The 18,035-nt window shown below is 73.3% G+C and carries 15 protein-coding genes and 1 tRNA gene; 8 read left to right on the forward strand and 8 right to left on the reverse strand.

From position 1 onward, the window contains the following. Positions 1-51 precede the first annotated feature (51 nt). The 3 genes from ACSNN7_RS20240 (at position 52) to ACSNN7_RS20250 (ending at position 2,889) form a co-directional block, all read left to right on the forward strand. Positions 52-1,836 (forward strand): N-acetylglutaminylglutamine amidotransferase, encoded by a 1,785-nt coding sequence (locus ACSNN7_RS20240; RefSeq protein ID WP_436682458.1) that lies wholly within the window; start codon positions 52-54, stop codon positions 1,834-1,836. Between the two features lie 146 nt (positions 1,837-1,982). Beyond that, the gene (locus ACSNN7_RS20245) at positions 1,983-2,573 is read left to right on the forward strand and encodes a hypothetical protein (RefSeq protein ID WP_436682459.1); all 591 of its coding nucleotides are present in this window, start codon (positions 1,983-1,985) and stop codon (positions 2,571-2,573) included. A 55-nt stretch (positions 2,574-2,628) separates the two neighbouring features. Beyond that, a complete protein-coding gene (locus tag ACSNN7_RS20250) occupies positions 2,629-2,889 on the forward strand; it encodes a hypothetical protein (RefSeq protein ID WP_436682460.1) in 261 nt (86 codons plus the stop codon). 28 nt (positions 2,890-2,917) lie between these two features. Here the strand turns inward: ACSNN7_RS20250 and ACSNN7_RS20255 are convergent, their stop codons facing one another. The 3 genes from ACSNN7_RS20255 to ACSNN7_RS20265 form a co-directional block, all read right to left on the reverse strand. Further along, positions 2,918-4,051, reverse strand: coding sequence for a carboxylate-amine ligase (locus ACSNN7_RS20255; protein WP_436682462.1), 1,134 nt, complete (start codon positions 4,049-4,051; stop codon positions 2,918-2,920). A gap of 237 nt (positions 4,052-4,288) precedes the next feature. Continuing rightward, positions 4,289-5,830 carry a TROVE domain-containing protein gene (locus ACSNN7_RS20260; RefSeq protein ID WP_436682463.1) on the reverse strand — a complete coding sequence of 514 codons (1,542 nt, stop codon included), beginning with the start codon at positions 5,828-5,830 and terminating at the stop codon, positions 4,289-4,291. 481 nt (positions 5,831-6,311) lie between these two features. Next, positions 6,312-6,395, reverse strand: a tRNA-Ser gene (locus ACSNN7_RS20265). A gap of 83 nt (positions 6,396-6,478) precedes the next feature. Here ACSNN7_RS20265 and ACSNN7_RS20270 point away from each other — a divergent pair. Further along, a complete protein-coding gene (locus tag ACSNN7_RS20270; protein ID WP_436682476.1) occupies positions 6,479-7,033 on the forward strand; it encodes an alpha-ketoglutarate-dependent dioxygenase AlkB in 555 nt (184 codons plus the stop codon). 16 nt (positions 7,034-7,049) lie between these two features. Here ACSNN7_RS20270 and ACSNN7_RS20275 read toward each other — a convergent pair whose 3' ends face one another. The 3 genes from ACSNN7_RS20275 to ACSNN7_RS20285 form a co-directional block, all read right to left on the reverse strand. Next, on the reverse strand, positions 7,050-7,505 hold the full coding sequence (locus ACSNN7_RS20275) for a VOC family protein (protein WP_436682465.1): 456 nt from the start codon (positions 7,503-7,505) through the stop codon (positions 7,050-7,052). An 86-nt stretch (positions 7,506-7,591) separates the two neighbouring features. After that, positions 7,592-8,626 carry a cytochrome d ubiquinol oxidase subunit II gene (gene cydB / locus ACSNN7_RS20280; RefSeq protein WP_436682466.1) on the reverse strand — a complete coding sequence of 345 codons (1,035 nt, stop codon included), beginning with the start codon at positions 8,624-8,626 and terminating at the stop codon, positions 7,592-7,594. Between the two features lie 3 nt (positions 8,627-8,629). Then, a complete protein-coding gene (locus tag ACSNN7_RS20285; protein WP_436682468.1) occupies positions 8,630-10,054 on the reverse strand; it encodes a cytochrome ubiquinol oxidase subunit I in 1,425 nt (474 codons plus the stop codon). 430 nt (positions 10,055-10,484) lie between these two features. Between ACSNN7_RS20285 and ACSNN7_RS20290 the strand changes: the two genes are divergently transcribed. After that, a complete protein-coding gene (locus ACSNN7_RS20290) occupies positions 10,485-13,391 on the forward strand; it encodes an ATP-binding protein (RefSeq protein ID WP_436682469.1) in 2,907 nt (968 codons plus the stop codon). Between the two features lie 79 nt (positions 13,392-13,470). Here the strand turns inward: ACSNN7_RS20290 and ACSNN7_RS20295 are convergent, their stop codons facing one another. Further along, positions 13,471-14,172 carry a TioE family transcriptional regulator gene (locus ACSNN7_RS20295; protein WP_436682470.1) on the reverse strand — a complete coding sequence of 234 codons (702 nt, stop codon included), beginning with the start codon at positions 14,170-14,172 and terminating at the stop codon, positions 13,471-13,473. 81 nt (positions 14,173-14,253) lie between these two features. On the opposite strand from ACSNN7_RS20295, the gene ACSNN7_RS20300 reads away from it, so the two are divergent. After that, complete coding sequence (locus ACSNN7_RS20300; RefSeq protein ID WP_436682471.1) at positions 14,254-15,384, forward strand: erythromycin esterase family protein; 1,131 nt, start codon at positions 14,254-14,256, stop codon at positions 15,382-15,384. Between the two features lie 53 nt (positions 15,385-15,437). Here ACSNN7_RS20300 and ACSNN7_RS20305 read toward each other — a convergent pair whose 3' ends face one another. Further along, positions 15,438-15,917 (reverse strand): winged helix-turn-helix transcriptional regulator, encoded by a 480-nt coding sequence (locus ACSNN7_RS20305; protein WP_436682473.1) that lies wholly within the window; start codon positions 15,915-15,917, stop codon positions 15,438-15,440. A gap of 117 nt (positions 15,918-16,034) precedes the next feature. Between ACSNN7_RS20305 and ACSNN7_RS20310 the strand changes: the two genes are divergently transcribed. Together ACSNN7_RS20310 and ACSNN7_RS20315 are read left to right on the forward strand one after the other, a co-directional pair. Next, positions 16,035-16,736, forward strand: coding sequence for an SDR family oxidoreductase (locus ACSNN7_RS20310; RefSeq protein ID WP_436682474.1), 702 nt, complete (start codon positions 16,035-16,037; stop codon positions 16,734-16,736). Between the two features lie 94 nt (positions 16,737-16,830). Beyond that, positions 16,831-18,035: MFS transporter (locus ACSNN7_RS20315; protein ID WP_436682475.1), on the forward strand; the 1,205-nt coding region annotated here is incomplete at its 3' end.

Consider the following 18,035-nt stretch of genomic DNA (forward strand, 5'->3'; position numbering starts at 1 on the left):
GATGACCAGATGACCATGCTGCTGGACCTCGGAAGCGGGTGACGGCCGACCATGTGCGGGATCAGCGGGGAGGCTCGGTTCGACGGAACCCGGGCCGACGCCGACGCGGTGGCCCGGATGACCGCGGCGATGCAGTCCCGGGGCCCTGACGGCGAGGGGGCGTGGAGCGACGGCTGGGTCGCCCTGGGGCACCGCCGGCTCACCGTGATCGACCTCTCGGAGGCCAGCGGGCAGCCGATGGTGCGCGAGGACCTGGGCCTGGCGCTGATCTTCAACGGCTGCATCTACAACTACCCGGAGCTGCGGGAGGAACTGCGGGCCGCCGGGCACACCTTCCGCTCCACCGGTGACACCGAGGTGGCCCTGGTGGCGTACGCGCACTGGGGCGAGGACTTCGTCGACCACCTGGTCGGCATGTTCGCCGTGGTCCTGGTGGACCGGCGACGGCGGCGCCTCGTGCTGGCCCGCGACCGGCTCGGCATCAAGCCGCTCTACCTCGCCGAGACCCCCGGCGCGCTGCGCTTCGCCTCCACCCTGCCCGCGCTGCTGCGCGGCGGGGGCGTGGACACCGGCATCGACCCGGTGGCGCTGCACCACTACCTCTCCTGGCACTCCATCGTGCCGGCACCCCGGACCGTCCTGCGCGGGGTACGCAAGCTGCCCCCGGCCACGGTGCGGGTGGTGGAGGCGGACGGGCGCAGCCGCGAGCGCGTCTACTGGCGACCCGACTACGTCCGGGACCCGGCGCGGGCGGGCATGGACGCCCGGGACTGGCAGGAGGCGGTCGGCGACGCGCTGCGCACCGCCGTACGGCGCCGGCTGGTCGCCGACGTGCCGGTCGGCGTGCTGCTCTCCGGCGGGCTGGACTCCAGCATGATCGTGGCCCTGCTGGCGGAGGCGGGGCAGCAGCACCTGCGGACGTTCAGCATCGGCTTCGACAGCCGGGGCGGCGAGGCGGGCGACGAGTTCCACTACTCCGACCTGGTGGCCCGCCACTACGGCACCGACCACCAGCGCCTGCGGCTCGCCGACGACGACCTCGTCCCGGCGGTACGCGCGGCGGTGCACGCCATGAGCGAGCCGATGGGCAGCCACGACGTGGTCGCCTTCCACCTGCTCTCCGAGCAGGTCGCCGCGCACGTCCGGGTGGCCCAGTCCGGCCAGGGCGCCGACGAGGTGTTCGCCGGGTACGCCTATCACCAGCCCTTCAGCGACCTGGCGCGCGGCGACATCGCGGAGGCGTTCGCGGCGGCCTTCTTCGACCGGGACCACGCGGAGCTGAACCGCGTGGTGGCCCCGGCGTACGCCATCGACCGGGACGCCAGCCGGGAACTGTTCGCCGCGGACCTGGCCGCGCCGGGCGCGGAGACCGCGCTGGACGCGGCGTTGCGGCTGGACACCCACCTGATGCTGCCGGACGACCCGGTCAAGCGGGTGGACAACATGAGCATGGCGTGGGGGCTGGAGGTGCGTACCCCCTTCCTCGACCAGGATCTGGTGACGCTGGCGGCGGCCTGCCCGCCCGAGCACAAGGTGGCGTCGGGCGGCAAGGGGGTGCTCAAGGAGATCGCCCGGGAGGTGCTGCCGGCGGAGGTGGTCGACCGGCCCAAGGGGTACTTCCCCGTCCCCGCCCTGCGCAACGTGGACGGCGCGATCCGTGATCTGGTGGTCGAGGCGCTGCGCGCGCCGGCCGCGCGGGAGCGGGGGCTGTTCCGCACCGAGTACGTCGCCGGGCTGCTCGACGACCCGGAGCAGGCGCAGGCGGCGGCCGGCAGCAACAAGCTGTGGCAGCTCGGCCTGTTGGAGATCTGGCTCCAGTCGCACGACGTCCGCTGACCGGCCCGGGCGTCCGCGGCGGTCCGGCCGGGATCGCGGGCGCGTCCACCCGTGGGCCGGGTCGGTCGGAACGTGCCTGCCGTGCCCGGCAAAAGTGTTTAAATCGGGATGAAGGGTATGGGGCTGATCGACTGGAGGCGAGCGGGATGCAGATGACCGCGACCGACAACCACGCCGTCGCGCAGGCCGTCCACGACGTGGGCTCGGCGCTGTGGTTCGGCGGCACCGTGATGGGAGTTGCCGGCGTCAACAAGTCCGGCAGCGACCTCCAGCAGGGCATCGACCGGATCCGGGTCGCCGAGTCCGCCTGGGGCCGGTTCAGCCCGGTGCAGTGGCTGGGCATCGGCGCGACCATGCTCGCCGGGCTGCGGCTGACCCAGGTGGGCGGCCGGCGCATCGCGTTGCAGAAGGGGTTCGGCACGGTGGGCGCGCTGAAGGCCGGCATCACCGTCGCCGGTGCCGCGGCCACCGCATACGCGGCGTACTGCGGCAACCGCATCGGCCGGCTGGCGGAGGAGGCGCACCAGCGGGGCGAGCACCTGGAGGTACGCGACGCCACCATCCCGACCGCGGGAACGCCGGCCGACATCGCGACCTGGCAGCGGCGGCAGCGTCTCGCCCAGTTCGCGGTGCCGGCGCTCGCCGGGGCGAACATCGTCTGCGGCTCGTACCTCGTCCAGTCCTACCGCCTGGGCGCCACCGGGAAGGGGCTGCTCCGGCGGCTGCTGCCGGACTGAGCCGCCGTCGAGGCCGGCCCCGCGAAGGGGGCCGGCGGGGGAGAGGAGCGCCGGCATGACCGATGGACCGTTCGACGTGCCGCCGGAGGCCGACGCGATCGAGCAGCGCCAGCCGCTGGTCGACGAGGGGCAACCCGACGTGCCGCCGGAGCCGCAGTCGGCGGACGCCACCGTGGCCGACCTGGTCGAGCAGGGCGCGTCCGTGCCGGGGGAACACGACCTGCCGGCGGTCACCCTGCCGGAGGACGCCACCGCGGCCGACGCCCTGGAGCAACGCCAGGTGGTCGGCCCCGGCGACGAGGACCGCCGGGACTGACCGACGCGGACGCCGGCCGCGGCGGCGCTCAGGTCGCGGTGGTCTGCGCCGCGAGGTGGTCCAGCACGGCCCGCACGTCGTTGCCGGTACGCGCCATGATCCGCCGTTGCCGGGTCGCGCCGGTTCCCTCGGCCCGGAGCCGGTCGAGCTGACGACGCACGTACTCGACGTCGCCGTGGCGGGCCAGCGCGGGTGACACGGTGGCGAACAGTTCGTCGACGAGGTCCCAGGCCGGGCGGGCACCGCCCCGGTGCAGGTCGACGAGGTCGCCGTCGAGGCCCTCGTGGGCCGCCCGCCAGTGCGCGGCCGAGACCAGGCAGTCCCGCAGCCGCGGGGCGGGCACCCCGGCGCGGACCTCGTCGGCGATCGTGGCGACCAGCGCCCGGACCAGCCCGGCCACCAGCACGGTGTCGTCCACGGTCGGGCAGACGTCACCGACCCGGACCTCCACCGTGGGGTGGGTGGCCGAGGGGCGCGCGTACCAGTAGACCATCGCGGTGTCGAGCATGATCCCGGCGGCGATCAGCTCGTCCACCGTCCGGTCGTAGTCGGCGACGGAGTCGAAGTGCGGGGTGGGGCCGAGGCTCGGCCACCGCTCCAGCTGCATCGACCGCCAGCTGGCATGGCCGGTGTCCCGGCCGTCGTGCAGGGGCGAGTTGGTGGTGAGCGCCTGCACGACGGGCAACCAGGGCCGCAGGTGGTTGCAGATCTGCACGGCGAGTTCCCGGTCGGGCATGCCGACGTGCACGTGGGAGCCGCAGACCGCCGGATCGTGCGCGACCGGCCCGAACCGCCGCGACATGGCGTGGTAGCGAGGTTCGTCCGGCACCGTCCGGTGCCGCTCGTGCACGGGCGTCGCCCCCACCGCGACGAGCCGGGCACCCGCGACCTCGGCCGCGTCGGCGGCCCAGCGCCGCAGCCCCACCAGGTGCTCCCGCAGCTCGGCCAGGCTCGACGACACCGGCGTCACCATCTCCACCATGCTGTGCCGGAACTCCTGCCGGCTCTGTTCGAGCGCGGCGCCGGAGAAGGTGTCGAGCACCCGCTCGGCGACCGGCAGGCTCCGCCCGGTGGCGGGGTCGAGGAGCAGGAACTCCTCCTCCACGCCGAGGGTCAGGGTGGCCAGATCGGGCCGGGCGGACACGGTCGGACGCTGGGTCATCGCGATCGTCCGTTTCGTCGGTCGGAGCGTGGGCGTCGGCTGCCGGCTGACGGCTTCCCGCCCGACGGGACGGCAAACGACCCGGGTTCCGGCGGCTCAACGCCACCACCCGCCGGCCGGCGCCCCGGTCCTCGGGCTGACCGGCCGCGGCGGCTCAACGGACCGGACGCGGGCGGCGGGGTGCCGCCGCCCGCGCCGGGATCCCCGGTGCGGTGCCGCCCGGCACCGCACCGGGGATCAGAAGGGCCACTGCTCGCGCGAACCGGCCTCGAGCAGCGGGATCATCCTGAACGCGGCGTCGGAGAGACCGCCGAACGTGTGCCGGTTCCCGGCCGCCGGCGCGTGCCCCACCCGGTAGCCGGCCAGGTTCCAGGTGTACACCGGAACCGCCGCGGGCACCGCGGCCGTCACGTCCGCCGACCGGTGCCAGTGCGCCTGCTCGTCGGTGAGGATGACGACCCGGTCGTGCCGGTCGTAGTGCGTGCGCACCGCCTTCTCGGTCTCCGTCCCGCGGCCGTGGAACCAGCCACCGTCCTTGAACCGGCGTACCGACGCCAGCACCGACTCGCCGGCCACCGCCGGGAACACCGTGCTGTCGTCGGAGAACGAGACCACCGTCGCGGCCGTGGCGCGGGCGGCCAGTGCGAGGCCGAACACGGTGGCCGCGTCCCAGCAGCGCAGCGTGCCGTCCCTGCTGAAGGGGCTCTGCATCGACCCCGACGTGTCGATGAGGATCAGGGTCCGCCCGTCCAGCGCCGGCACGTTCGCCAGCGCGTGCTGCAACGCCTTCTCCAACGGGTACGCCCACCGCAGGCTCGGCGCGGCGTTGTACGCCGACAGGAAACGCATCGGCAGCACGCGGGACCGGGCCACCTCAACGGGATCGGCGAGGCGGGCCGCCACGGTCTCGGCCACGGCGTCGCCGACCCCGGCCCGGTCGAAGTTGCGCAGGTTGCGCAGCAACGCCAGGTACCCCATGGTCGGGATGATCGTCTCCCAGGCCGTGGCGTCCATGGCGCCCTGCCGCCAGCCGGCGAGCGCCTCCCACGTCATCCCCGCCGCGCCCAGCACCGCCGGGTCGGTGACCTCGCGGCGCCGCTCGACCGGCATCGCCATCAGCTCGGCGCGCGCCGCCAGCACCGTCAGCGACGCGGGCAGCGGGTTGTCCCGCCGGTGCCGCCGGTCCAGCGCGTGCCGGAACAGGTCGCCCTGCCGCTCGTCCCGCGCGGACGGGTGGGTCAGGTCGATGACGTCGCCGAAGCGCACCGCGGTGCCGTCGGAGTCGTACTTGAGCAGGCTCCGCTCGTGGTAGAGCCGCACCGCCGCGTCGGCGATGCCCCGCTTGACCGGCTTCGGCAGCGACCGGCCGTGCCGGCCCAGCCAGTACGCCAGCGCCTCACCCGGCTCGTCCGCCCGCTGCAACGCGGCGTCGACGATCGCCCGGGAACCCGGGATGCCCGCGGCGACCTGCGCCCGGGCGCCCTCCAGGGCGGCCACGACGGACGCCGAGCGCAGCATCGCACCGGTACGCAGCCACGCCACGAAGCGGGCGAACCAGTCGCGGTCGGCGACGGCCACGGCGGCGACCAACTCGCGGAACCGCGCGTCGCGATCGGCGGCACCCTCGTAGAAGGTGTCCTCACCGACCATGTTCGACACGCCCAGCAGGAACAACTCGGCGCGCGCCGCACGGAGGAAGCCCGGCGCGCCCTCGGCGGTGACGTACCCCTCGTCCGCCGCGCGCCGGTCGCGGCGCAGCTTGAGATTGAACTTGGCCATCGCGTCCCCCATGACGGTCGAGCGGAAGGAGGACGCCACCACGACGCGTACCCGAGACCGGAGTCGGCGACGGACACATCCGCTGCTCTGTCCAGTTGAGCCAGCCACCCTGAGGTGAGCGGAGGACTCGAACCTCCAACCTGCGGATCCCGAAGTAACCGTTGCCTGCGCACCGGGTACGCGTGTGGTTGCGCCTCCCGAGATCGGTGTCGGCGGCGGTCGGGCCCTTCACCGGGGTACGAACCCCTCCAGATGTAACCGTCACCTGCGCACCGGGAAGTGCGGGCATGACGCTAGTGGTGGCGACGTTCGCCGGACAACGGAGTTTGCCGTCTCGTGATCATGCACGGGAGGTACCCGCCGCGTGCCGAGATCGAGGACCGGCACGCGGCGTGAAGACACCTCCCGAGATCGAAGCGGCGACGGCGACCGGCCCTTGCGGGCCAAGGCGACCTGGGCCGCTGGTCGACACCGCCGGGTGTGGCGGCGGCGGGATTCGAACCCGCGTCTCCCCGTTGGAAGCGGAAGTAGCCGTTGCCTGCGCACCGGGAGGTGCCCCGCCGACGGTAGGCCACCCGCCCGTCACCCGGCAAGAGACTTCCGGGAACGACGGCCGGGCGTCGGCGCTACCGTCGAGGCGTGGGACGGATGCGCGGCGTCCAGGAGCGACCGGCGGGGCTGACGTACCAGCCTGAGCTGGTCAGCCCCGACGAGGAGCGGTCGCTGCTGGCCGTGCTCGCGGCGATCGACTTCACCGAGATCCGCATGCACGGCCAGGTGGCCCGGCGCACCGTCCGGCACTACGGCTTCGACTACGACTACGGCTCCTTCCAGCTCACCGAGGCCGAGGCGTTGCCGGTGGAGCTGCACGAGGTCCGCCGGCGGTGCGCCGATCTCGCCGGCGTCGCGGAGACCAGCTTCGCGCAGGCCCTGGTCACCCGCTATCCGCCGGGCGCCGTGATCGGCTGGCACCGGGACGCGCCCGCGTTCGGCCCGACGGTGGCCGGTCTCTCCCTCGCCGCCGCCTGCCTGTTGCGCTTCCGGCGCGACGTGGCCGACGAGCGACGGGTGTACGAGGTGGAGTTGGCGCCCCGCTCGGCGTACGTGCTGGCCGGCGCCGCCCGGTCGAGCTGGCAGCACAGCATCCCACCGGTGGCGGAGCTGCGGTATTCGCTCACCTTCCGCCAGCTCCGCCGGCGGTGACTGCCGCGGCAGCCCGTCAGACGACGCAGAACTCGTTGCCCTCGGGATCGCGCAGCAGGACGGCGTAGTGGTCCATCCCGGGTTCGTCCGTGGTCCGCACGACGGTGGCACCGGCCCGGACGACCCGCTCGACGGTCGCGTCGACCCGCTCGGTGCGCAGCTTCAGATCGACCGTGCTGCCGCCGCCGACCTTGAGGTCGAAGTGGATCCGGTTCTTGGTCACCTTGGGCTCGGGCACCTGCTGGAACCAGATCCGGGGCCCCCGGCCGCTCGGGTCGACGACCGACTCCGGCGTCTCACCCGCGCCGTCCGGCAGCTCCTCTGCGGGCACGCCCGCCGCCAGCCAGTACGCCCGCCAGGTGGGGTGCCCGCCCGGTGGCGGCTCCGGCACGTAACCCAGCGCCTCGGACCAGAACGCCGCCATCCGGCCCGGGTCGGCGCAGTCGATCGTCACCTGCAGTGTCAGCTCCACTGCCGGAGCATCGCAGCCGGGTACGACAGGCCCCGCCCCGGCCGTCGGGCCGGTGCCGCCGCCGCGCCGCCTCGGCCCGCCGACCGTCAGTAGCCGTGGTCCAGGCCGCCCTCGTGCGGGCGGATGCGTTCCCGGAACACGTGGTAGTTCCACGCCTGGTAGCCGATGATCAGGGGCAGGAAGATCGCGCCCACCCAGGTCATCAGCACCAGGGTGTAGTGCTGGCTGGCGGATTCGCGCAGCGTCAGGCTGTACTCCGGATCGAGGGTCGACGGCAGCACGTCGCCCCGGGTGTACAGCGCGAGGAACACCGTCACGGTGGCGAAGACGATGGTCAGGCCGCTCATGGTGAAGGCCAGCGCGTCGCGCCGCAGCGACAGCGCCAGCCAGATGCTGGCCAGGGTGGCGAAGGCGGCGATGGGGAACAGCCAGGGCAGCACCCCGAAGTTCGCGAACAGGCCCTCGGTCACGTAGCCCATCACCACGAACGCCACCGTGGCGACGGTCGCCAGCGCATCCCAGCGCAGGGCGGCCCTCCGGGCCCGCCGGTGCAGGGTCGAGCCGACGTGCAGCCGCAACAGCAGGAAGTTGGCGCCGTGCAGCATGAACAGCAGGAGGGTGGCGCACCCGCCGACGACGGAGAAGGGGGTGAAGAGCGCGCCGAGGCCGCCCACCACGCGCTCGTCCTGGTTCACCGGCAGACCCTCGATGATCTTCGCCATCACCAGGCCCCAGAGGAACGCGGGGATCAGGCTGCCGCCGAAGGACATCCAGTCCCAGAAGTCGCGCCACCGCTGGTGGTTGACCTGGTTGCGGTACTCGAAGGAGACCCCGCGCAGCAGCAGCGCCAGCAGGATCACCACGAAGATCGGGTACATGCCGCTGAAGACGGCGCCGTACCAGCTGGGGAAGGTGGAGAACATGATCCCCGCCGCGGCGATCACCCAGACCTCGTTGCCGTCCCAGAACGGGCCGATGGTGCCGGTCAGGGCGCGCTCCTCAGCCTCCGTACGCGCCAGCAGGGGCCGCAGGATGTCGACGCCGAAGTCGAAGCCCTCCAGGAAGAAGTAGAGGGTGAAGGTGAGGGCCACCAGCCAGAACCAGAGCGTCACCAGATCCACGGGTCAGTTCTTCCGTTCGTAGCCCTGGAAGCCGTCGGCGAAGTAGCTCGGCGCCGGCGCGGAGGCGAGCTGGGCTTCGGGCTTGTGGGCGATGCCGGCCCGGGCGGTGACCGTCAGCAGGTAGATGTCCAGCCCGATGAGGCCCAGGTAGACCACCCACAGCCCGACGAGGCCGCTGAGCACCTCGGCGAAGGAGTTCGCGCTGACCCCCTGCGGCACGGTGAGCAGGCCGTAGACCATGAAGGGCTGCCGGCCCAGCTCGGTGACCACCCAGCCGAGGAAGTTGGCCACCCAGGGGAAGGGCAGCAGCAGGACCAGGATGCGCAGGTACCAGCGGGTCCGGTCGAGGGCGGCCCGCCGGCGCCACCAGAGGAACAGCCCGGTGAAGGCGGTGAGCAGCAGCAGCACGCCGATGGCCACCATCAGCCGGAACGACCAGTACACCGGCGCCACCGGGGGGACGTACTCCCCGGGGCCGTAGCGGCGCTGGTACTCCTCGTTGAGCTCCCGCATCCCCTGGTACCGGCCCTCCAGCTGGTTGAACGCCAGCAGCGAGCCGACGTACGGGATCTCGACGTTGAACGAGTTGCGCCGCTCGTCCTGGTCGATTCCGGCGATCACCGACCAGGGGGCGGGGGAGGTGGAGGTCTCCCACTGCGCCTCCATCGCGGCGAACTTCATCGGCTGGTCGGCGCGGGCGACCTGGGCCTCCCGGTGCCCACTGGTGGCGGAGAAGACCGTCCCGACCGCCGCGAAGACCAGCGCCACCCGCAGGGCCCGGGAGAACACCTCCACGTTCTGCCGCCGCCGCAGGTGGAAGGCGCTGATCCCGAGCGCGAAGAAGCCGGCGACGGTCCAGGCGCTGCCCTGCACGTGGGCGAAGTACAGCCAGGCCTTGTAGTTGAAGACCACCTCGCTGAAGCTGGTCAGCACCGCCCGCTCACCCTCGATCCGGTAACCCACCGGATGGTGCATCCACGCGTTGGCCAGCACGATCCAGAACGCGCTGACCTGGGTGCCGATCGCGACGAGCCAGATGCTGCCCAGCCGTATCCAGGCCGGCAGGCGGTCCTTGCCGAACCACCACAGGCCGATGAAGGTGCTCTCCAGGAAGAAGGCCATCAGCACCTCCAGCGCCAGCGGCACCCCGAAGATGTTGCCGACGAAGCGGGCGTACTCGCTCCAGTTCATGCCGAACTGGAACTCCTGCACGATCCCCGTGACCACGCCCACCGCGAAGTTGATCAGAAAGAGGTGCCCGAAGAAGTTCGTCATCCTCGCGTACGTGTCGCGCTGCCCCCGGCGGAAGAAGGCGAACGTCTCCAGGACGGCGATGAACATGGCCAGGCCGACCGTGAGCGAGACGAAGAAGAAGTGGAAGATGCTGGTGGATGCGAACTGGAATCGCGACAGCTCGACCGCGTCCATGCGCGTGACCTCCTGAAGCGGCCGACCGGTGACGGACCCCGTGGTCGCCCGGGGCTCGTCGCGTCACTGAACGTATCGAGCCGATCACCTGAGGGAGTGTCTTTCACCACCCGGTCACCCGAACCGTGCGCCTGCGCGCGGACGCCGTTCGCGACACCGGCTCGGCCGTTCGCCGGGGGCCCGGGGCGGCGGTAACCTGGGGCTCCTGCGGCCCGGGGTGCCATCTCGGACGGTGGCATCAGGGTCGGGCGATCGAGGGGGCGGGCGTGCCGGAGCGGGACGGCGGGCAGTCGACGGCGGACGGCCGGGTGCTGCCCCGTCGGACCGTCCTCGCCGCGCCGCGGGCCCTGCCACCGGGTGTCGCGCGTCACTGCGGGTTTCCGTCGACCGCGCCCCGGGGTACGGGCACGACGATGAGGTGTATCCGGAAGTGAGCAGCCGCACCGAGGAGCTGTTCGGCGGCGGCAGCGCGACCGGGCAGTTGATGGCCCGGCTCGACTGGGCGGCGACACCACTCGGCCCCGTCGAGTCCTGGCCGCAGAGCCTGCGCGCGGCCGTACGGATCGTGCTGTCCTCCCGATACCCGATGCTGCTGCTCTGGGGCGAGCGGTTCACCCAGCTCTACAACGACGCGTACTCGGCCCTGATCGGCGACAAGCATCCGGGTGCGCTCGGCGACGACGTCCGGACCACCCTGGCCGAGGGCTGGGACGTGCTCGCGCCGCTGATCGACGAGGCGATGGCGACGGGCGTGGCGAGCTGGGTGCCCGCGCTCCAACTGCTCCTCGACCGGTCCGGTTACCGGGAGGAGGCCTACTTCAGCGTCTCCCACGCCCCGGCCCGCGACGACGACGGCCGCACCGTCGGCATCTTCACCGTGTGCAGCGAGGTCACCGAGCAGGTGGTCGGGGAGCGGCGGCTGAGCCTGCTGCGTGACCTCTCCGTCCGCGGCGACGGGCGCACCGTCGACGTCCTCAGCACCTGCGCCCGCCTGGTCGAGGCGATCGGCGGGCACCGGCTGGACGTCCCGTTCGCCGCGATCTACCTGCGCGAGGGCGCCGCACTGCGCCGGGTGGCCTGCACCGACGACGCCCCGGCGGCGGAGGCGCTGCCCGAGGTGGTGCTCGACGGCGACCCGGCCTGGGGGCTCTGGTCGGCGAGCAGGGGAGCGGCCACCGAGGTCCACGGCGTCGCCCAGCGGTTCACCCTGCCGGCCGGGGCGTTCGGCGAGCCGGTGGCCGGCGCGATGGCGCTGCCGCTGCCCTCCGCCGAGGCGGATCAGCCTCTCGGGGTGCTGGTGGCCGGGGTCAGCCCCAGCCGCGCCCTCGACGAGGCGTACCGGTCGTTCTTCCAGCTGCTGGCGCAGCAGGTGGCCGTCGCGGTGCGCAACTCCCGCGCGTACGAGGAGGAGCGGCGCCGGGCAGAGGCGCTGGCCGAGCTCGACCGGGTCAAGACCAGCTTCTTCACCAACGTCAGCCACGAGTTCCGGACGCCGCTGACCCTGATGCTCGGCCCGCTGGCCGACGCGCTCGCCGACGACCGGCATCCGCTGCCGCCCGAGCAGCGGGAGCGGGTGGAGACCGCCCGGCGCAGCGCCGACCGGCTGCTCGCCCTCGTCAACAGCCTGCTGACCTTCTCCAGCCTGGAGGCGGGACGGGCCCGGAGCCGGGCGCGGCAGGTGCGGTTGCCGGAGCTGACCGCCGAGCTGGCCGGCGTGTTCCGGTCCGCGATCGAGCGTGCCGGGCTGCGCCTGGAGGTGGACACTCCGCCGCTGCCCGGGCCGGTGGTGCTGGACCCGCTCAACTGGGAGCGCATCGTCACCAACCTGCTCTCCAACGCGCTGAAGCACACCTTCGTGGGGCGGATCACGGTCGGGCTGCACGCCCACCCCACGGAGCTGCGGCTGACCGTCGCCGACACCGGCATCGGCATCGCCGAGGAGGAGCTGCCCCGGCTCTTCGAGCGCTTCCACCGGGTGGAGGGTGCCCCCTCCCGCAGCCACGAGGGCACCGGCATCGGGCTGGCCCTGGTCCGCGAGCTGACCCGGCTCGAAGGCGGCGACGTACGGGTCGACAGCCAGGTCGGGCGCGGCACCACCTTCACCGTCGCGCTGCCCTGGGCGGCGCTGCGCCGCAGCGCGGACGCCGGCGTGGCGGCGGGCGAGCTGGGTGACACCGCCCGCGCCGTGGCCCAGGAGGCCAACGGCTGGCTGGTCGACCCACTCGGCCGCGAGCCGGCCGCGCCGGCCGTGCCGGAGCCGTCGGAGACGCTGCCCGCCACCGGGTCCGGCGTCCGGATCCTGGTGGCCGACGACAACGCCGACATGCGCGCGTACCTGGTCCGGCTGCTGACCGGACAGGGCTGGCGGGTGGAGACGGTCGGCACCGGCCGGCAGGCCCTCGACGCGATCCGGCGCGACCCGCCGGACCTGTTGCTGACCGACGTGATGATGCCCGAGGTCGACGGCTTCACCCTCGTGCGCACCCTGCGCGGGCGGCCGGAGACGCGGGCGCTGCCGGTGGTGGTGCTCTCCGCCCGCGCCGGCGCGGACGCCGCCGTCGAGGGCCTCGACCTGGGCGCCGACGACTACGTGGTCAAGCCCTTCACCGCCGCCGACCTCGTCGCCCGGGTACGGGCCACCCTCGACGGGGCCCGCCGGCGCGGGTGGACGCCGCACGCCGAGGACCGCCGGGCGGACCCGCTGCCAAGTACCGCCGCGGCGGCCCTGGACGTCGCGCCACCGTCCGTCCGTACCCCGGCCGGCGCGGCCCCGGACGTCGCGCCACCGTCCGTCCGTACCCCGATCGGCGCGGCCCCGGACGTCGCGCCGCCGTCTACCCGCACCGCCGAGCACCCGACCGCCGCCGACCGGTCGGCGCCGCCGGCCATGGTCGGTGCCCCGACGGGGCCGCCCACCGGGGCGCGGGTCCCGAACGGCCGGGAGCCGGCGCTCCCGGTGGAGACCGGGTGGAGCTACCCCGCGCACGCCACCTCCGCCTCGGCGATGCGGCGCGACGTGCGCGGCTGGCTGGAGTCGCTGCACGTGCACCCCGACGTGGTGCAGGAGTTGCTGGTGGCCGCGTCGGAGGCGTTCAACAACGCGGTCGAGCACGCGCAGCAGCCGACCCGGCCGGAGGTGCAGGTACGGCTCCAGGTCGTCGCCGGCACCGCCCGGGTCAGCGTGCGTGACTTCGGCACGTGGCGGGACCGGCAGCCGGCGATGGACCGTGGCCGTGGCGCCACGCTGATGAACGCCTACGGCGACGTGCTGCTGGTGTCGACCGCCGCCGGCACCACGGTGACCATCGAGCGTCGCCTGACCGACGACGAGGGCTGACCGGAACGCGAGACCCCGTCGGCCAGATCCTGCTGGGTTCGGTCTCCGTGCGGTTGCCGGCGCGCGGCAGCCGTCACCGTCAGGCTCGGACGTCCGCCGGAAGGCTCAGGTAGCGGCTGAGCCGGGCGGCGGCGTCGAGCATGGCGACGCCCCGGGCGGTGAGCCGTCGCTGCCAGTCGTCCAGGGCGCGGGAGAGCATCTCCGTGCCGCCCGCCGTGCGGACCTGCTGGACCACGGTGGCGATGGTCGCCAGCGGGTACCCTCCGCGCCGCAGCAGGTGGGCCAGTTCGGCGTCGCGGACGTCACTCGCGCGAAACACCCGGTAGCCGGTGACCGGATCGCGTGCGGGGGCGAGGATGCCGGCGCTTTCCCACTTGCGCAGGGTGGCCGGGGTGACCCGGAGCCGGCGCCCGAGTTCGCCGATGGTCCACCCGCCGGAGGCCGGAGCGTTGCCCGGCCCCGCGGGCAGGTCCCCGATCGCTGCCCGCACCGCGTCGAGCGTGCCCCGGTCGCGCAGCAGCTGGCCGTGACCGCGGTCGATGACGACCAGCGCGTCGTCGAGCGCGCCGTCGTGCAGCGCGTTCATGATCCGGCCGGCGGCCGGGTGACCGTGTGCCGCGACGAGCGCCAGATAGGCGCGCAGCGCGGCCGCATGAACCTCGGTGTAGACGCGGTAACCGCTGCGCGTGCGCTCGGCGGGCGGAATGAACCCGTCTCGCTCGTAGTTGCGGACCGCCTGGGTCGAGAGTCCGTGCTCGCGCGCGAGGTCGGATGGTCGCACGGTTTGAGACTTTAGCGGGAGTTCGCGCGCTGCCTTCCGCCCTAAGTCTCCACCGAGGTTTCAAGGGTACGGTTGAGGCACATGAGCCAGGACATCCGAGACTTCGTACCCGCGCCATGTGATCTGCTCGCCCTCGGCGAGCCGACCCACCAGGAGCCCGCCTTCGGGGCGGTCCGCAACGAGCTCTTCGCCCAGCTGGTCGGGCTCGGCTTCCGCTCGATCGCCCTCGAGACCGATCGCGTGGCCGCGTTCGCCGTCGACGACTACGTGCTGCACGGCACCGGAAGCCTCGCCTCGGCGATGAGCGAAGGCTTCTCCCACGACTTCGGCTCCCTGGACGCCAATCGGCGGCTGGTCGCCTGGATGCGGGAGTACAACCGGGACCGGCCGGCGCAGGAGCGGGTGAGCTTCCACGGCTTCGACGCCCCGACCGAGAACACCAGCGCGCCCAGCCCGAGGAGCTACCTCGAATACGCACGCGACTATCTCCACGTCGAGAACCTCGACATCGCGGGCATCGCCGGGGACGACCATCGCTGGAGCCGCGCCGAGGCGATCCTCGACTTCACCATGTCCATGGGCGCCACGCCCGAAGCCGAGCGGCTGCGCAGCATCGGCGAGGATCTGCTCACGAGGCTCTACGCCCGCGCGCCGGAGCTGATCGCGAGGACCTCACGCGCCGAGTGGCTCCGGGCCAAGGCGTACCTCGATGCCGGCCTCGGGCTGCTCCACTACCACTGGCAGGCGGCCCAGCCCCTCGGGCAGAGCGATCGGATCTGCCTGCTGCTGACCACCCGGGACACGCTGATGGCGCGCAATCTGCGCGACATCCGCACCGTCGAGGCGGAACGCGGCCCGACGATGCTCTTCGCCCACAACACCCACCTGCAACGCAACGGGAGCGCCTGGAGCCTGGGCGACCTGAGCGCCAACTGGTTCGGCGCCGGGGCCATCGTCGACTCCCTGCAAACCGAGGGCTATGTCTTCATCGCGGGCAGTCTCGGGCGCAGTGCGGTCCTGCAGCTGGGCGAGCCCGAGCCGGACACCTTCGAGGGTGTCCTGCAACGCCGCGTCACCGGCTGGGGCCTGATCCCGGCCACCGAGGTGTCGCCGGCTCGCACGCGCACGGACACCACGCCGCGGCAGGGCTGTTTCCCGCTCGACCAGGCGACCGTCGACGGCGCCGACGCGATCATGCACATCACCGGCTGAGGCGGTGTCCGCCCGCGTGGTGGGGCGCCCCACCACGTGGCGAGCCGCCAACCCTAGTCGCGGGTGATCAGGCCGGGGCCGGCGACGAGGGTGATGTCGCCCGCGCCGAGCTCGTGACCCTCCTCGCAGCGGAGCACGGTGCGTACCGGGCAGCCGCAGTCGCGGTGGGTGGCCAGCACGGGCGGGCCCGTCTCGTCGGCGGCCCAGGTGTCCCCCCAGTGGCGCAGGGCGGTGACGACCGGCAGCAGCTCCTGCCCCTTGCGGGTGAGCTGGTACTCGTACCGGGTGCGCTGGCCCTGCTCGCGGTAGGGGGTCCGTTCGAGCAGCCCGGCGGCGACCATCTCCCGCAGCCGGGCCGCCATCGCCGGCTCACCGATGCCCACCCGCCGGACGAAGTCGTCGAAGCGGCGGGTGCCGAGCAGCGCCTCGCGCATGATGAGCATCGCCGACCTGCTGCCGACGATGTCCATGGCGCGGGCGATCGAGCAGTTGGTCATCGACCACGCCTCCCGGTCCTCCCGCAGATCCTGCATGCCCCCAGCGTACGGGCTGACTTGCGCCAACGCTAGTCAGGGTGCTTCACTGGGTGAGCTGACTTCTTGAAACAAAAGTCAGGCTCGGTCCGGTGGACTTCACGAACAGGATGAATCATGGACATCTCGACCACGACCGCACTGGTGACCGGCGCGAACCGGGGCTTCGGCCGCGCCCTCGCCGGCGAACTGCTCGCCCGGGGCGCCACGGTGTACGCCGCCGCCCGCAATGCCGCCCAGATCGACCTCCCGGGCGCCCGGCCGCTGGAGCTGGACATCACCGACCCGGCCTCCGTGGCGGCGGCCGCGGCCGCGGCCGGCGACGTCACCCTGCTGGTCAACAACGCCGGCTCGGCGACCGGGGCGGACCTGCTCACCGGCGACCTGGACCAGATCCGGCTGGAGATGGAGACCCACTACCTCGGCACCCTCTCGGTCACCCGCGCCTTCGCGCCCGTCATCGAGCGCAACGGCGGCGGCGCCGTCCTCAACGTGCTCTCTGTGCTCTCCTGGTTCGCCCTGCCCACCGGCGGCGGTGCGTACGGGGCGGCGAAGGCGGCCGAGTGGGGGCTCACCAACGCCCTGCGCCTGCAGCTCGCCCCGGCGAAGATCCGCGTCGCGGGACTGCACGTCGGCTTCATGGACACCGACATGACCCGGGCGGTCACCGCGCCCAAGCTCGACCCCGGTGCCGTCGCGGCGTACGCGGTCGACCAGCTCGCGGCGGACGCGTACGAGATTCTCGCCGACGACCTCAGCCGGGACGTGCGCGCCAAGCTCGCCGGCGGCGTGGCGGCCCTCTACCCGCAGCTGCCGTAGCCGCCCCGGCCCGACCCGCTGCCGCGCGGGCCGCGCCGTCGGAAGGCCCGTCCGGGCCCACGCCCCTCACCCGTCATTCCTGCAAGGAGTAGCTGTGCCCGAACAGCCGACCGTCACCACCGCATCGCGGGAGCCGACCGTGCCCGCCGCCGCGGCGCCGGCGCGCAAGGCCCCCGCACGCGGCTCCCACGCGGCGACCCTCGTCGCCATGTGCCTGGGCTCGTTGGTCACCTTCCTCCAGCTCACCGCCACCATCTCCGCGCTGACCACCATCCAGCGGGACCTGCGGGTCGATCCCACGACCCTGGTCTGGATCCCCAGCGCCTACACCCTGGTGCTGGCCAGCCTCGTGCTCTCCGCCGCCACGCTGGGCAACCGGTACGGCCGCAAGCGCATGTTCAGCGCAGGCGTCGCCGCCATGATGGCCGGGGCGGCGCTCATCGCCCTGGCCACCGCCCCCGGCTGGGTCATCGCCGGACAGCTCGTGGCCGGTGCGGGCGGGGCGCTGATCCTGGCGAACAGCCTGGCGATCCTCGGGGTGACCTTCACCGACCCGCACCGCCGCACCGAAGTGATCACCGCCTGGGCGGCGGCGTCCGGGATCGGCCTGGCGGTGGGCCCGGTGCTCGCCGGGACGCTGCTGGCGCACTTCCACTGGCACAGCGTCTTCCTGTCCACCGTGGTGCTGGGCGTGGTCACCCTCGCCGTCACCACCGTCCGGGTGGCCGAGTCGCGGCAGCCGGCCAGCCGTCTCGACCTGCCCGGCCTGCTGCTGGGTACGCTCACCGTCGCCGCCGTCGTCTACGCCCTGATCGAGGGCGGCCGGCACGGCTGGACCAGCCCGCCGGTGGCGGCCGCGTGGCTGACCGCCGTCGCCGGGCTCGTCGCCTTCGTCCTGGTCGAGCTGCGCACCGCCGCGCCGATGCTCGACGTCCGGCTGTTCCGGTCGGCCTCCTTCAGCGCCGTCATGGTCGTCGCCGCCGTGTCGCTGTTCGGCTTCACCGGCGTGTCGATCCTGCTCGTGCTCTTCCACGAGCGCGCCCAGGCGCTCAGCCCGCTGGACACCGGCTGGCGGATGCTGGTGGTGTTCGGTCTCTACGCCCTCACCGCCTTCGTCGCCGGCCGGGCGATCCGCCGTACCGGCTTCAAGGCGCCGCTCGCCCTCGGCCTGCTGCTGGGCGGCCTGGCCAGCCTGGGCCTGTCCACCCACACCCCGAGCACCCCGTTCAGCCAGAGCTGGCCCCTGCTCGCGCTCTTCGGCGTGGCCTGCGCGCTGGTCGTCGCGCCGGCCACCGCGGC

This window comes from Micromonospora sp. URMC 105 (assembly GCF_051386295.1).
GTDB lineage: Bacteria > Actinomycetota > Actinomycetes > Mycobacteriales > Micromonosporaceae > Micromonospora.